General features: G+C 71.7%; 14 protein-coding genes. 5 read left to right on the top strand and 9 right to left on the bottom strand.

What is annotated here, in order from left to right; all coding sequences use genetic code 11:
* Window positions 1–35 precede the first annotated feature (35 nt).
* Window positions 36–692, bottom strand: a complete 657-nt coding sequence (gene tsaB, locus AB5J55_RS25640; protein WP_369272885.1) for a tRNA (adenosine(37)-N6)-threonylcarbamoyltransferase complex dimerization subunit type 1 TsaB — start codon at window positions 690–692, stop codon at window positions 36–38.
* Between the two features lie 111 nt (window positions 693–803).
* On the opposite strand from tsaB, the gene AB5J55_RS25635 reads away from it, so the two are divergent.
* Complete coding sequence (locus AB5J55_RS25635; protein ID WP_369272884.1) at window positions 804–1358, top strand: hypothetical protein; 555 nt, start codon at window positions 804–806, stop codon at window positions 1356–1358.
* Here the strand turns inward: AB5J55_RS25635 and AB5J55_RS25630 are convergent.
* The 5 genes from AB5J55_RS25630 to AB5J55_RS25610 all read right to left on the bottom strand — a co-directional run bounded on the left by AB5J55_RS25630 (window position 1355) and on the right by AB5J55_RS25610 (window position 5744).
* On the bottom strand, window positions 1355–1543 hold the full coding sequence (locus AB5J55_RS25630) for a hypothetical protein (RefSeq protein WP_369272883.1): 189 nt from the start codon (window positions 1541–1543) through the stop codon (window positions 1355–1357). The genes AB5J55_RS25635 and AB5J55_RS25630 overlap by 4 nt on opposite strands.
* Before the next feature lie 179 nt (window positions 1544–1722).
* On the bottom strand, window positions 1723–2235 hold the full coding sequence (tsaE, locus tag AB5J55_RS25625) for a tRNA (adenosine(37)-N6)-threonylcarbamoyltransferase complex ATPase subunit type 1 TsaE (RefSeq protein ID WP_328424547.1): 513 nt from the start codon (window positions 2233–2235) through the stop codon (window positions 1723–1725).
* Complete coding sequence (locus tag AB5J55_RS25620; RefSeq protein ID WP_369272882.1) at window positions 2201–3442, bottom strand: alpha/beta fold hydrolase; 1242 nt, start codon at window positions 3440–3442, stop codon at window positions 2201–2203. The genes tsaE and AB5J55_RS25620 overlap by 35 nt, the downstream gene beginning before the upstream one ends.
* Window positions 3443–3609: 167 nt before the next feature.
* On the bottom strand, window positions 3610–4776 hold the full coding sequence (gene alr / locus AB5J55_RS25615; RefSeq protein WP_369272881.1) for an alanine racemase: 1167 nt from the start codon (window positions 4774–4776) through the stop codon (window positions 3610–3612).
* 83 nt (window positions 4777–4859) lie between these two features.
* A complete protein-coding gene (locus tag AB5J55_RS25610) occupies window positions 4860–5744 on the bottom strand; it encodes a L,D-transpeptidase family protein (RefSeq protein ID WP_369272880.1) in 885 nt (294 codons plus the stop codon).
* 115 nt (window positions 5745–5859) lie between these two features.
* Between AB5J55_RS25610 and AB5J55_RS25605 the strand changes: the two genes are divergently transcribed.
* The 3 genes from AB5J55_RS25605 to AB5J55_RS25595 all read left to right on the top strand — a co-directional run bounded on the left by AB5J55_RS25605 (window position 5860) and on the right by AB5J55_RS25595 (window position 9005).
* On the top strand, window positions 5860–6231 hold the full coding sequence (locus tag AB5J55_RS25605; protein ID WP_369272879.1) for a holo-ACP synthase: 372 nt from the start codon (window positions 5860–5862) through the stop codon (window positions 6229–6231).
* A 92-nt stretch (window positions 6232–6323) separates the two neighbouring features.
* Entirely contained in the window at window positions 6324–7760 is a 1437-nt protein-coding gene (locus tag AB5J55_RS25600) for an NAD(P)H-hydrate dehydratase (RefSeq protein ID WP_369272878.1), read from the top strand.
* A gap of 63 nt (window positions 7761–7823) precedes the next feature.
* On the top strand, window positions 7824–9005 hold the full coding sequence (locus AB5J55_RS25595; protein ID WP_369272877.1) for an FAD-dependent monooxygenase: 1182 nt from the start codon (window positions 7824–7826) through the stop codon (window positions 9003–9005).
* 27 nt (window positions 9006–9032) lie between these two features.
* Here AB5J55_RS25595 and glmS read toward each other — a convergent pair whose 3' ends face one another.
* The 3 genes from glmS to AB5J55_RS25580 form a co-directional block, all read right to left on the bottom strand.
* A complete protein-coding gene (glmS, locus tag AB5J55_RS25590; RefSeq protein WP_369272876.1) occupies window positions 9033–10880 on the bottom strand; it encodes a glutamine--fructose-6-phosphate transaminase (isomerizing) in 1848 nt (615 codons plus the stop codon).
* Between the two features lie 133 nt (window positions 10881–11013).
* Window positions 11014–11829 (bottom strand): ABC transporter permease, encoded by an 816-nt coding sequence (locus AB5J55_RS25585; RefSeq protein ID WP_369272875.1) that lies wholly within the window; start codon window positions 11827–11829, stop codon window positions 11014–11016.
* Entirely contained in the window at window positions 11826–12839 is a 1014-nt protein-coding gene (locus AB5J55_RS25580) for an ATP-binding cassette domain-containing protein (RefSeq protein ID WP_369272874.1), read from the bottom strand. Before AB5J55_RS25580 ends, AB5J55_RS25585 begins: the two co-directional genes overlap by 4 nt.
* Before the next feature lie 204 nt (window positions 12840–13043).
* Between AB5J55_RS25580 and coaA the strand changes: the two genes are divergently transcribed.
* Window positions 13044–14012 (top strand): type I pantothenate kinase, encoded by a 969-nt coding sequence (coaA, locus tag AB5J55_RS25575; RefSeq protein ID WP_369272873.1) that lies wholly within the window; start codon window positions 13044–13046, stop codon window positions 14010–14012.
* Window positions 14013–14038: the final 26 nt, after the last annotated feature.

The raw sequence follows: 14038 nt of genomic DNA, 5'->3' as shown, positions 1-14038 counted from the left end.
GGCGCCAGCGGCGGGAGTCGGCGTCACGGGTTCGGTCACTTGGGGGTGACCACCTTGTAGTTCTTGGGGACCTGGGCGTCGGGTCGGCGCAGGTACAGCGGCCGGGGCGCGGGCAGTTCCTCGCCCGCCGCCAGCCTCTCGGCGGCCAGCGCCGCGAGGGCCGCCGCCGACACGTGCTCGGGCTCGTGTGCGCTGGGGAAGGTGTCGGGGTACAGCAGCGCGCCCGCACCGACGGCCGGCAGCCCGGCGACCTGGTCGGTGATGTCGGCGGGCCGGTCCACGGCGGGGTCGGTCAGCCGCGTGCGGGAGTCGGCGTACCGCGCCCAGTAGACCTCCTTGCGCCGGGCGTCCGTCGCGACGACGAACGGGCCCTTCTCGATGTCGGCGGCGTACGCGAGGCCGTCCAGCGTGCACACACCGTGCACGGGGACGCCGAGGACGAGCCCGAAGGTGTCGGCGGTCATCAGGCCGACGCGCAGCCCGGTGTACGGGCCGGGTCCGATGCCCACGACGACGCCGGTGACGGCGTCGAGCTTCAGACCGGCCTCGGCGAGGACCCGGTCGACGGCCGGCAGCAGCAGCTCGCCGTGCCGGCGCGCGTCCACCTGGCTCGACGAGGCGATGACGTCCGTACCGTCGTGCAGCGCGACGGTGACGGCGGGGGTGGCGGTATCCAGAGCGAGCAAGAGCACGCAAACAGCCTACGGCGCCCGCGCCCCGGGAAGCGCCGTCCCGGTCGGCCGCTTGACGACTGCTACGGTCGGGATCGATCACCAGGTACGACGCGAACGCTGAGGTGTCGAGTGGCAGGCAGCAGCTCCGGACTCGTGGCGGGGCTGACCGCGGCTGCCCTTGCGACCGTCGGCTTCCTCGCCTTCCAGGCCTACTCGAACATCCCGGCCGACCTGGGCAGGCCGGTCGCCGACAGCGTTCCCAGGGTGAGCACCTCCAAGGCGCCCCGCGACGGGAAGGACCCAAGCGCGCTGCCCGCCGGGTCCGGTGCGGGGAAGCGGGTCGTCTACTCATTGGACGACGACCGGGTGTGGCTGGTCGAGGCGGGCGAGAAGGTCAAGCGCACGTTCCGCGTGACCCCCGGATCGGTCGACCCGGCTCCGGGCGCCTACACCGTCAGCTCCCGCTCCAACGCGGTCACCGGCACCGACGGCCTCCCCGTGGAGCACGTCGTCCGCTTCGCCAGCGTGGACAACGTCACGATCGGCTTCAGCACGGCCGTCGACGGCCCGGCACCCCAGCCCGCCCCGACCGTGAAGACGGGCGGCATCCGCGAATCGCGGGCCGACGGCAACGCGATGTGGGACTTCGCGACGATCGGCCGCACGGTTGTCGTGATCCGCTAAGCGGCGTTGCGGTGCCCGTGGTCGGCGGGTTCGCGGGTCGCCTCCGGGTCGGGGAGACGCGGCGGGGTGGAGATCACGTTCGCAGCGGCACCGGCCGCCAGCAGATCGCGCATGGACACCCCGGCGACCGGCGCGTACGGCCACGGCCGCGCCTCGCTCTGCGCCTTGCTCTCGGATGCCGACATGGACGCCTCCTGGGGCCGGGGGCGGACGTAGTTAGGTAGACCTAACCACGGACTGGATACCATGTGACCACGCACAAGACCGCAAACGCAATATCTTGCCGACGTCTTGTCGGAATGTTCATCAGGCCCGACCGGCCCGGGCCCCGCTCAGGCCGACAGCACGCTCAGGCAGGGCACGCTCAGGCCGACAGCACGCTCAGATCCACCGCGGCCCAGCGCTCGCCCAGCCCCGTCACCGTGACGTGCCGTACCTCGTCCGTCGTGTCGCCGACGGCCCGGTGGATCACGAGCTGCAGCCGTTCCTCCGTCAGCTCCTCGACCTTGCCCTCGCCCCACTCCACGACGATCACCGACTCGGGCAGCGAGACGTCGAGGTCCAGGTCCTCCATGTCGTCCAGGCCGCCGGACAGCCGGTAGGCGTCGACGTGGACGAGCGGCGGACCCTCGCCGAGGGAGGGGTGCACACGGGCGATCACGAAGGTCGGCGACGTGACCGCGCCCCTGACCCCCAGCCCTTCGCCGAGCCCCCGGGTCAGCGTCGTCTTGCCCGCGCCGAGCTCTCCGCTGAGCATCACGAGATCACCGGCGCGCAGCAGTTTGGCGAGCCGCCGGCCCAGCTCCCGCATCTGCTCGGGAGAAGTGACGGTCAGGTCGAGGTCACCCGCGTTGTGCGGTGCTGCTGGTGCTTCCATAGCCACTTACGGTAGCCCCTGCGGGCACGGCACCCGCGCGGGTGAGCAGGTCGGCCATACGGTCGGTGACCACTTCCGGGTGCTCCAGCATCACCAGGTGCCCGGCGTCCGGCACCAGGACCAGCTCGGCGTCCGGCAGCAGGTCGGCGATCGCCTCGCTGTGCTCGCTGGGCGTGACGAGGTCGCCCACACCGGCCAGGACGAGCACCGGCATCTCCGTGAAGAGCCCGAGCGCCTCGGTCTTGTCGTGGTCGGCGAAGGCCGGGTAGAACTCCGCGACCACGTCGATCGGCGTCCCCTCGATCATCCGTTCGGCGAACCGGGCGACGGCCGGGTCGACGTCCCGGGACGAGAACGAGTACCGCTTGATGATCCCGGCGAACAGGTCGGCGGTGGCCCGGCGCCCCTTCTCCACCAGCTCGGCGCGCTGCCCCAGCGCCTTGAGCACGCCCGGCAGGATGCGCCGTACCGCGTTCACTCCCGCCACGGGCAGCCCGAAGTTGACCTCGCCGAGCCGCCCGGACGAGGTACCGACGAAGGCGGTGGCCACGACCCGGTCCCGGATCAGCTCCGGGAACTGGTCGGCCAGCGCCATGACCGTCATCCCGCCCATGGAGTGTCCGACCAGCACGAGCGGCCCCTCGGGCGCGGCCGCGTCGATGACGGCCTTCAGGTCGCGCCCCAGCTGCTCGATGTCGACGTGCTTGCCCTCCTCCATCTGGGCGACGCCGCGTGCTGACCGGCCGTGGCTGCGCTGGTCCCAGTGCACGGTGCGCACGACGCCCCTGAGCGCGGCGCGCTGGAAGTGCCAGGAGTCCTGGCTGAGGCAGTAGCCGTGGCTGAAGACGACGGTGACGGGGGCGGGTGCCTTGCGGCCGAAGAGCCGTCGCCGGCGCGGGGTGAGGGCGGGTGCGGCCTCGGGGTCGACGTCGTCGACCTCGTAGTACAGCTCGGTGCCGTCGTCGGCGTACGCCTTGCCGGGCATGCCGCGCAGCGAGCCGTACGGTCCCGCCGAGTCGAGGGCGAGCCGGGCCTTCTGCCGCATGCCGCGGCCCACGGTCATCCGCTCTATGGCGACACCGGCGGCCGCGCCGGCCGCGATCACGCCTATCGCGGCGCCGGCGAACCCGGTCGCCCGGCGCCAGTTCGCGGCCGCCCCCGTGGCGGAGGCGACGGCCGCGACGACCTCCGCGCTGCTCTCGCTCACGTACCGCTCCTCTTCGCTGGGTCGTGCCCGGTGTCTCGGTGTGAGGTGGGTGCCGAGTGGTGCGGGCGTCCCGCTACGGGTTACCCGCCTCGTTCCTCATTCACATAACCGCATTCGGATGGACGCATCACATTGCCCGCGTCACATAGCCGCATCACGAAGACGCATCACATGGACGCATTCCTATAGACGCGTGGAACGCGCGTTCCGATCCGCGTGACGATTTCGTACGCGATGGTCCCCGCGGCCTGCGCCCAGTCCTCGGCGGTGGGCTCACCGCGGTCACCGGGCCCGAACAGCACGGCTTCCGCGCCCGCCGCCGGCTCGTCCCCGCCCAGGTCGACGACGAACTGGTCCATCGCGATCCGCCCCGCGACCGTCCGCCACTTGCCGCCGACCAGGACGGGCCCGGCGCCGGAGGCGTGCCGAGGGATGCCGTCGGCGTAGCCGAGGGGGACGAGGCCGAGGGTGGTCTCGCCCGGGGTGACGTAGTGATGGCCGTAGCTGACGCCGTGACCGCCCGGGACGTGTTTCACCAGTGCGAGGGACGCCGAGAGCGTCATCACGGGCCGCAGCCCGAAGTCGGCGGGGCTGCCCAGCTCGGGGCTGGGCGCGATGCCGTAGGTGGCGATCCCGGTGCGCACCAGGTCGAAGTGGCTGTCGGGGAGGGTGAGCGTGGCGGGCGAGTTGGCGATGTGCCGCACCTCGGGCCGCGCGCCCTGCGCCTCGGCGTACGCCACCATCTCGCGGAACAGGGAGAGCTGGGCGGCGATGGACGGATGCCCGGGCTCATCGGCGCAGGCGAAGTGCGACCAGAGCCCGGTGATCCGGATCAGCCCGTCGGCCTCGGCCCGCAGGGCCTCCCGCACCAGCTCGGTCCAGTCGTCACCGGGCTGGCAGCCGCCCCGGCCGAGTCCGGTGTCGGCCTTGAGCTGCACACGCGCGGGAGCGCCGGCCTGGCGGGCGGCCTCGGTGACCTCGCGCAGGGCCCACATCCCGCTGACGGAGACGTCCAGGTCGGCCTCGATGGCCTCGCGCCAGGGCCCGCCCGGTGTCCACAGCCAGCACATGATCCGTACGCCGTCCACCCCGGCGGCCCGCAGCACGAGGGCCTCCTCGGGCGTGGCCGTGCCCAGCCAGCCGGCGCCCGCCGCTATGGCCTCGCGGGCGCACCGGACGGCCCCGTGGCCGTACGCGTCCGACTTCACGACGGCCATCAGGGCCGCGCCCGGCGCGTGGGCGCGCAGGGTCCGCACATTGGCCCGCAGGGCGGCCAGATCGATTTCGGCGCGGGCGCGCAGGGGGGCGGTCCGCAGGGCTGCTGTTTCTGTCATGGCGCCCCCAGTGTCTCAGAGGGGTACGACAACGCCGCCGAGCCGGGACCCGCGCCCCTGGCCACTTGTCCCGCGCCCGCGGGCTACGCCTCCGGCCGGTGCCCCCACACGTACACCTGGTCGTTGTTCCTCAGCACGCCCCACAGCTTCTTGGCCTCGTCCAGGCGCAGATTGACGCAGCCCATGGAGCCGACAGCGGTGAAGATGTTGCCGTAGACACCGTGGAAGGCCTGGCCGCCGCTGAAGAACTGGGAGTAGGGCATGGGGCTGTTGTAGAGGCTCGACACGTGATTCTTGTGGCGCCAGTAGATGCGGTGCGACCCGACCCGCGTCTCGTACCCCTTGCGCCCGCTCCTGACGGGCACGGGCCCGAACACCACCTTCTTGCCCTTCTGCACCCAGGCCAGCTGCCGGTCGAGGTCGACACAGGCGATCCGGTACGTCCGTACCGGGCACTTCTTGGCGGCATTGGGGTTCTTGCGGGCGGAGACCAGCTGCATGGTGGCCCAAGTCACAGGTCCGGCGAAGCCGATGGCGGGCTTGATCTTGTGCTTGATCTGGAAGGCGCGGATGGCCCGGCAGTCGGCGGGCGACTGCTCCCCGTCCACGCGCCGCTTCAGCCACCGCTCGACCTGCCGCTGATGCGGTCCCGTCTCGTGGCTGCACTTCACGCCCTCGAGGGCGTCCATCGGAGGGATGTACTCCACGAGGTCGTTCGTCTCGTCCGGCGCGTCCTTCGGCTCGACGGCGTCCTCCTCCGGACTCGGCGTGTACACCTCCGGGGGCAGCGTCTGGTCGGGCGTGTCGGTCGGCCGGAGCTGGAGCAGGTCGGGTACGCCGGGCACGAGTTCGGCCTCCGGCCCGGAAGCCGGGGGTACGGGGTCGGCCGAGGCGCTGCCGACGGGCAGCAGGGTGGCGCCGGCGAGCAACACAGCGATGCTCCGGCTTGCGATACGTCCGCTGATCATGCGCACAGGGAAGCGTGAGGGCCTGCCCGGCGGGAGGCGCCGCGCGGCGGGGTCACCCTAACGAGGCGCGGGAGACCGGACCGGGGAACGGACGACCGACCGTAGGGTGCTCGGCATGAGCATCATCGGGGTCGGCATCGACGTGGCCGAGATCGACAGGTTCGGCGCGGCACTGGAACGCACACCCGGGCTGGCCGAACGACTTTTCCAGGAGAGCGAGTTGCTGCTGCCGAGCGGCGAACGCCGGGGCATCGCCTCGCTCGCGGCCCGTTTCGCGGCGAAAGAGGCCCTCGCGAAGGCGCTGGGCGCACCGGCGGGGCTGCTCTGGACGGATGCCGAGGTCTATGTCGAGGACAGCGGCCGGCCCCGGCTGCGGGTGACGGGGACGGTCGCGGCACGGGCGGCCGAACTGGGCGTACGGTCCTGGCACGTGTCGCTGAGCCATGACGCCGGGGTGGCGTCGGCGGTGGTGGTGGCGGAGGGCTGAGCCCCCGGCCCTCACGCCCCCGGGCCGACCAAAGGCACGCCAATGCGTCCATGGATGCGACGAGCCGCGCCGCGTACGGAAGACTCGGTCGCATGCGGACTGCGTACAGCGTGGAGACGGTAAGGGCGGCCGAACGGGAGCTGATGGCACGGCTTCCGGACGGTGCGCTGATGCAGCGGGCGGCGGCCGGACTCGCCGTGGCCTGCGCGGATCTGCTGGGCCGGGTGTACGGCAGCCGGGTCGTGCTGCTGGTCGGCAGCGGCGACAACGGCGGCGACGCCCTGTATGCCGGGGCCCGACTGGCCAGGCGCGGGGCGGGAGTTGCGGCGGTGCTGCTGAGTCCCGAGCGGGTGCACGCCGGGGGCCTCGCGGCGCTGCGGCGGGCCGGCGGCCGGGCGACCGGGGTCGATGGCGCCGAGGAGTTGATCGAGCGCGCGGATCTCGTCGTGGACGGCATCGTCGGGATCGGCGGCAAGGGCGGGCTGCGTCCGGAGGCGGCCCCGCTGGCCGCCGCGGCCCAGCGCTCCCGGGCCGCGGTGGTCGCCGTGGACCTGCCGAGCGGCGTGGACGTGGACACGGGCGAGGTACGCGGCACGGCACTGCGGGCCGACCTCACCGTCACCTTCGGCACGCACAAGCCGGGCCTGCTGATCGATCCGGCGCGGGACTACGCCGGTGTGGTGCGCCTGGTCGACATCGGCCTGGCACTGCCGAACGACGCGGTGGAGCTGGAGGCGCTGCAACACGCGGACGTGGACCTGCTGTTGCCGGCGCCCACGGCGGAGACGGACAAGTACCGGCGAGGTGTCGTGGGCATCGCGGCCGGCTCGGCGCACTATCCGGGTGCGGCCGTCCTGGCGGTGGCGGGGGCGTTGCGGGGCGGGGCGGGGGCCGTACGGTACGTCGGTCCGGCCGGGGACGCGGTGATCGCCCGGTTCCCCGAGACGCTGGTGTCGGACCGGGGACCGAAGAAGGCCGGGCGTGTGCAGTCCTGGGTCGTCGGCCCCGGCGCCGGGGACGACGCGGCGACGGTCGCGGAGGTCCTGGCGACGGACGTGCCGGTGCTCATCGACGCGGACGGGCTGCGGCTGGCGGACGCGGATGCGGTACGGGGACGTAGGGCACCGACCCTGATGACCCCGCACGCCGGGGAGGCGGCGGCGCTGCTGGGCGTCTCCCGGGAGGAGGTCGAGGGGGCTCGGCTGGCTTCGGTACGGGAGTTGGCGCGGCGGTATGCGGCGACGGTGCTGTTGAAGGGGTCTACGACGCTGGTGGCGGACGCCGGGGGCACCGGCCCGGTCCGGGTGAACCCGACGGGTACGCCATGGCTGGCCACGGCCGGCAGCGGGGACGTGCTGTCCGGGTTGGCGGGATCACTGCTGGCGACGGGGCTCCCGGCGTTGGACGCTGCGAGCGCGGCGGCGTATCTCCACGGCCTGTCGGCGAGATTCGCGGCGGACGGGGCGCCGGTCGGGGCGCACGACGTGGCTGAGGGGATTCCGGATGCCTGGCGGGACGTGCGGAGTTGAGGGGAACGCTTCAGGACGGCGGCGACCGGTGTCGGGGTGCCGCCGTCCCGGTGGGGCCGTCGCATGAGGGCGATCGTCGTCGGGGCGGGCATCGGAGGACTGGCCGCGACACTGAGCCTGCGCCGGGCGGGTTGGGACGTCACGCTCGTCGAGCAGGCAGCCCGCTTCACGGAGGTCGGGGCCGGAATCCAGCTCGCGCCCAACGCCACGCGGGTGCTGCGCCGGCTGGACGTCCTCGGCGCGGTCGCCGCACCGGCCGCCCGCCCCTCCCACCTGAGCTTCCGCACCTGGTCCGACGGGTCGGAGATCTGCCGCTACGCGACGGGCCGTGACGCCGAGGACGAGTTCGGGGCGCCGTACCTGCTGCTGCACCGCGCCGATCTGCACCAGGCGCTGGTGGCCGCGGTGCCACCGGAGTCGGTGCGCCTGAACACGACCGTCGTGGACATCACCCAGGACGACGACTCCGCCTGCGTCACGACGGCGGCCGGCGAACGTCTGGGCGCGGACCTGGTGGTGGCCGCGGACGGCATCCGCTCCGCCGCCCGCCAGTGGCTCTTCGGCAAGGACGAGGCGGTGTTCTCGGGAACCGCCGCCTACCGGGCGCTGCTTCCCGCCGCCGAGGTGGCCGACCTGGGCCTCCCTCCACTCGCCGTCTGGCTCGGCCCGGACCGCCACTTCGTCCACTACTGGGTGCGCCGCGGGGAACTTCTGAACGTCGTGGCCGTGTTCGCCACGCACGCGGCGGCGCAGGAGTCCTGGACCGCTCAGGCGGAACCGGGAGAGCCGTCACGCGAGTTCGCGGGCTGGGACTCCCGGGTGCTGAGCATCCTCGAACGCGCAGGCCAAGTGCTGCGCTACGGCATCTACACCCGCACCCCGCTCACCCGCTGGAACGTCGGCCGGGTGACCCTCCTCGGCGACAGCGCCCACGCGATGGCCCCGTTCCAGGCGCAGGGCGCGGCCCAGGCGCTCCTGGACGCGGCCGCACTGGGCGACGCCCTCGCGGACACGACGCCCGCCGAAGTCCCCTCCGCGCTCGACCGCTACGCCGCCCGCCGCCTCCCGACCGCCACCACCACACAGGCCGGCTCGACCCGGGCGGGCAGGGACTTCCACTTGCCGGACGGACCGGAGGCCGAGGCGAGAAGCGCCCGCATGGCGGCACACGCGGCCGAGAACAGGTTCATGCCGCAGGCGGCGGCGTGGCGGGCGGACGGATGGGACGACGAGCCGGACAGCTGAACGGCCCGGCCCGAAGCCCCCTCCCTCTCACTCCACCGTCACCGACTTCGCCAGATTCCGAGGCTGATCCACCTCGTTGCCCCGAGCCGTCGCCAGCTCACAGGCGAACACCTGCAAGGGAACCGTCGCCACCAGCGGCTGAAGCAAGGTCGGCGTGGCCGGGATCCAGATCAAGTGGTCCGCGTACGGCACCACCGCCTCGTCCCCTTCCTCCGCGATGACGATCGTGCGCGCACCCCGGGCCCGGATCTCCTGGATGTTGGACACGATCTTGTCGTGCAGAACCGAACGGCCCCGGGGCGAAGGAACGACCACGACCACCGGCAGGTCGTCCTCGATCAGAGCGATCGGCCCGTGCTTCAACTCCCCCGCCGCAAAGCCTTCGGCGTGCATATAGGCGAGTTCCTTCAGCTTCAGCGCCCCCTCAAGGGCCACGGGATATCCGACATGCCGTCCCAGGAACAGCACCGTCCTCTTCGCGGCCAGCGACCGCGCCAGCTCCCGCACCGGCTCCATGGTCTCCAGCACCCGCTCGACCTCACCGGAGATGTGGGAGAGGTCCCGGATGACCGCCCCGATCTCGTCGCCCCACTTGGTGCCCCGCACCTGCCCCAGATACAGCGCGACGAGGTAACACGCCACCAGCTGCGTCAGGAACGCCTTCGTCGACGCGACCGCGACCTCCGGCCCGGCATGCGTGTACAGCACCGCATCCGACTCACGCGGAATCGTCGACCCGTTGGTGTTGCAGATCGCCAGCACCCTGGCCCCCTGCTCGCGGGCATGGCGCAGCGCCATGAGGGTGTCCATGGTCTCGCCGGACTGCGAGATGGCGATGACGAGGGTCTGCTGGTCGAGGATCGGATCCCGGTACCGGAACTCACTGGCCAGTTCGACCTCGCACGGCACCCGCGTCCAGTGCTCGATGGCGTACTTGGCGATCATCCCGGCGTGAAAGGCCGTTCCGCAGGCGACGATGACCACCTTGTCGACTTCCCGCAGCTCGGAGGCGCTGATGCGCACCTCGTCCAGCGTCAGCGAACCGGACGCGTCGATGCGCCCCAGCAACGTGTCGGCGACCGCCTTGGGCTGCTCGGCGATCTCCTTGAGCATGAAGTAGTCATAGCCCCCCTTTTCGGCGGCCGAGGCGTCCCAGTCGACGTGGTACGACCGCACCTCGGCCGGCCGCCCGTCGAACCCGGTGACGGTCACCCCGTCCCGCCGCAGCTCCACCACCTGGTCCTGACCCAGCTCGATCGCCGACCGCGTGTGGGCGATGAACGCGGCGACATCCGAGGCGAGAAAGGCCTCACCCTCCCCAACGCCCACCACCAGCGGCGAGTTCCGCCGCGCACCGACCACCACATCGGGCTCATCGGCATGCACGGCGACCAGCGTGAACGCCCCCTCCAACCGCCGGCACACCAGCCGCATGGCCTCGGCGAGGTCGGCGCAGACCGAGAACTCCTCGGCGAGCAGATGCGCGACCACCTCGGTGTCGGTCTCGGAGGCCAGCTCGTGCCCCCGCTCCTCCAACTCGGCCCGCAGCCCGGCGAAGTTCTCGATGATCCCGTTGTGCACGACCGCGACGCGCCCCGCGTTGTCGAGATGCGGATGCGCATTCGCGTCCGTGGGCCCACCGTGCGTGGCCCACCGCGTGTGCCCGAGCCCCGTGCTCCCGGTCGGCAACGGCCGCTCGGCCAGCTCCTTCTCCAGATTCCCCAGCTTCCCGGCCTTCTTGGCCCCGGCCAGCCCCCCGTCCGCCAACACCGCGACCCCGGCCGAGTCGTACCCCCGGTACTCCAGCCGCTTCAGTCCGGCCATCACGATCTCGAGCGCCGACTGCGACCCCACGTATCCCACGATTCCGCACATGCGCGGCAGCCTACGGTCCGATCGTCAGGAAAATCGCCCCCGAACTCCGCGCCGCCTGCCCGAATTCGGAAATTCCCACGGGGGTACGAAGCCGGAACCGCGGGCGGCCTCCGCCACGTATCGCAGACCTCCGTCAGGCCTTCGCCCGATAGGACCGCATGGCCAACGGATAGAACACCAGCGCGATCCCGGCCGCCCACACCAGCGACCACAGCACCGGCTCCGCCACCGGCCCACCCAGCAGCAGCCCCCGGAACGCGTCCGACAGATGCGTCACCGGATTCACGTCGCTCCACGCCTGCAGCCACCCCGGCATGGTGTCCACCATGACGAACGCGCTGCTCGTGAACGTGATCGGGAAAATGATCGTGAACGCGAAGGCCTGCACCTTCTCGGCGTCCCCCGCCAGCATCCCGATCAGCACCGCGCTCCACGACACCGCCGCCGCGAACACGACCACCAGCAGTGTCCCGAGCAGGAACCCGTCCACTCCCCCGGTGATCCGGAAGCCGAGCAGCAGGCCGAGGCCGATCATCAGCAGCAGCGCCCAGACATGCTTGGCGAGGTCGGCGGTGATGCGCCCGATGAGCGGGGCCGAGCGGGCGATCGGCAGGCTGCGCAGCCGGTCGAAGACGCCCTTGGTGAGGTCGGTGTTGAGCGCCATGGCCGTGTACATGGTCATGAACAGGGTGTTCTGGACGATGATCCCCGGCAGCGCGTACTTCAGATAGGCCTCGGGCGACCCGGCCATCTGCCCGCCCAGCACATACGTGAAGAGGAACACGAACATGATCGGCGTGATGCTGTAGTCGACCAGTTCGAGGGGGTTGTGCTTCACCGCGACCAGGCTCCGCCAGGCCATCGTGAAGGTCTGCCGCATCCCGTCGAGCGGTCGCACCCGGCCCGACTTGGTGATCGGGGCCGTGATGGTCGTGGTGGCGGCGGTCATGACCGGCTCACCGCCTTCTCCAGCTCGCTCTCGTCGTCGTCCCGTACGGCCGCCCCGCCGTTCCCCTCCGGCTCCCCCGGCTCGGCACGGTGTCCGGTCAGTGCCAGGAACACCTCGTCCAGCGACGAGCGCCGCAGCGCCAGCTCGCCCACCGCGATCCCCTCCCGGTCCAGCGTGCGCACGACAGCGGGCATCAGCTCGGGATCCTTCACCGGCGCGGTGATCGTCTCGCCCTCGATCTGCGTCTGCGGGCCGGCCGCCTCGGCGACCAGCAGGTGCGCCCGTACGAGATGCTCGGCCGCCACCGGCCGCAGCTGCAGCACCTGCCCCCCGACCTGCGACTTCAGCTGGTCGGGCGTGCCCTCGGCGATCACCCGGCCCTTGTCGATCACCACGATGTCGTCGGCGAGCACATCGGCCTCGTTCAGATACTGCGTGGTCAGCAGGGCCGTCGCCCCGTCCGCGACCAGGCCCCGCAGCAGATCCCACAGCTCACCGCGGCTGTGCGGGTCAAGACCGGTCGTCGGCTCGTCGAGAAACAGGATGCTGGGCCGCCCGACGAGACTGGCCGCGAGGTCCAGACGCCTGCGCATGCCGCCGGAGTAGGTCTTCGTGGCCCGCCCGGCCGCGTCCGACAGCTGAAAGCGCTCCAGCAGCTCGGCCGCCCGCGCCTTCGCCTCCCGGCGTGGCAGACCGAGCAGTCTGCCGATCATCAGCAGGTTCTCCGTACCGGTCAGATTCTCGTCCACCGCCGCGTACTGCCCGGTCAGCCCGACCATGGCGCGTACGACCCCGGCCTCCCGGACCACGTCGTGCCCGGCCACCTGCGCCCGGCCACCGTCCGGCCGGAGCAGCGTCGCGAAGATCCGCACCGCAGTGGTCTTCCCCGCGCCGTTGGGACCCAGCAGTCCGAGCACCGTGCCTCGGCGGGCCCCCAGGTCGACCCCGGCCAGCGCCTCGGTGTCCTTGAACCGCTTGACCAGGCCTTCCGCCTCGATCGCATACGTCATGGGTCACCCCCTCGGGGTCGGTGGACCCCGGGCTGGGCCCACCTCTCCCACAACTGTGACGCACGCCACTGACATTCCCCACTTTGCCCGGGTACCGGCCGGAGGCAGCCGTTTTCTCCGGAGAACGCGGCGGCGTGACGGATCCCACCTCACCGTCCGTTCGTACTCCCGTAACAATGGACTGTGATCTCTCCGGTCTCCTCGATGCCCCGGAGCGCCCACCGGCCCAGGCCGGAGGCGACTCCCTACGTCGACCTCACCCGCTCGGAGTGGAGCGCGCTGCGCGACAAGACCCCGCTGCCGCTCACGGCGGAGGAGGTCGAGAAGCTGCGCGGTCTGGGCGATGTCATCGACCTCGACGAGGTCCGCGACATCTACCTCCCGCTCTCCCGCCTCCTCAACCTCTACGTCGGCGCCACGGACGGCCTCAGAGGAGCGCTGAACACCTTCCTGGGCGAACAGGGCTCCCAGTCCGGCACCCCGTTCGTCATAGGGGTCGCCGGCTCGGTCGCCGTGGGAAAGTCCACTGTGGCCCGCCTCCTGCAGGCCCTGCTCTCCCGCTGGCCCGAGCACCCGCGCGTGGAGCTGGTCACCACGGACGGCTTCCTGCTGCCCACCAAGGAGCTCCAGGCCCGCGGCCTGATGTCGCGCAAGGGCTTCCCCGAGTCCTTCGACCGCCGCGCCCTGACCCGCTTCGTCGCCGACATCAAGGCGGGCAAGGACGAGGTCACGGCCCCCGTCTACTCCCACCTGATCTACGACATCGTCCCGGACCAGAAGCTCACGGTCCGCCGCCCCGACATCCTGATCGTCGAGGGCCTGAACGTCCTCCAGCCCGCCCTCCCCGGCAAGGACGGCCGCACCCGGGTCGGTCTCGCCGACTACTTCGACTTCAGCGTGTACGTCGACGCCCGCACCGAGGACATCGAGCGCTGGTACCTCAACCGCTTCAAGCGGCTGCGCGAGACCGCCTTCCAGAACCCCTCCTCGTACTTCCGCAAGTACACCCAGGTGTCCGAGGAGGAGGCCCTCGACTACGCCGGCACGATGTGGCGCACCATCAACAAGCCCAACCTCGTCGAGAACATCGCCCCCACGCGCGGCCGGGCCACTCTGGTCGTCCGCAAGGGCCCGGACCACAAGGTGCAGCGGCTGAGCCTGCGCAAGCTGTGAGGCTGTCACACGGGCCTGTTAGAAAG

Origin of the sequence: Streptomyces sp. R11 (assembly GCF_041051905.1) — a bacterium.
Classification (GTDB): Bacteria; Actinomycetota; Actinomycetes; order Streptomycetales; family Streptomycetaceae; genus Streptomyces.
Note: the sequence above shows the minus strand (reverse complement) of the source record. Positions and strands in the feature narration are given on the sequence as shown.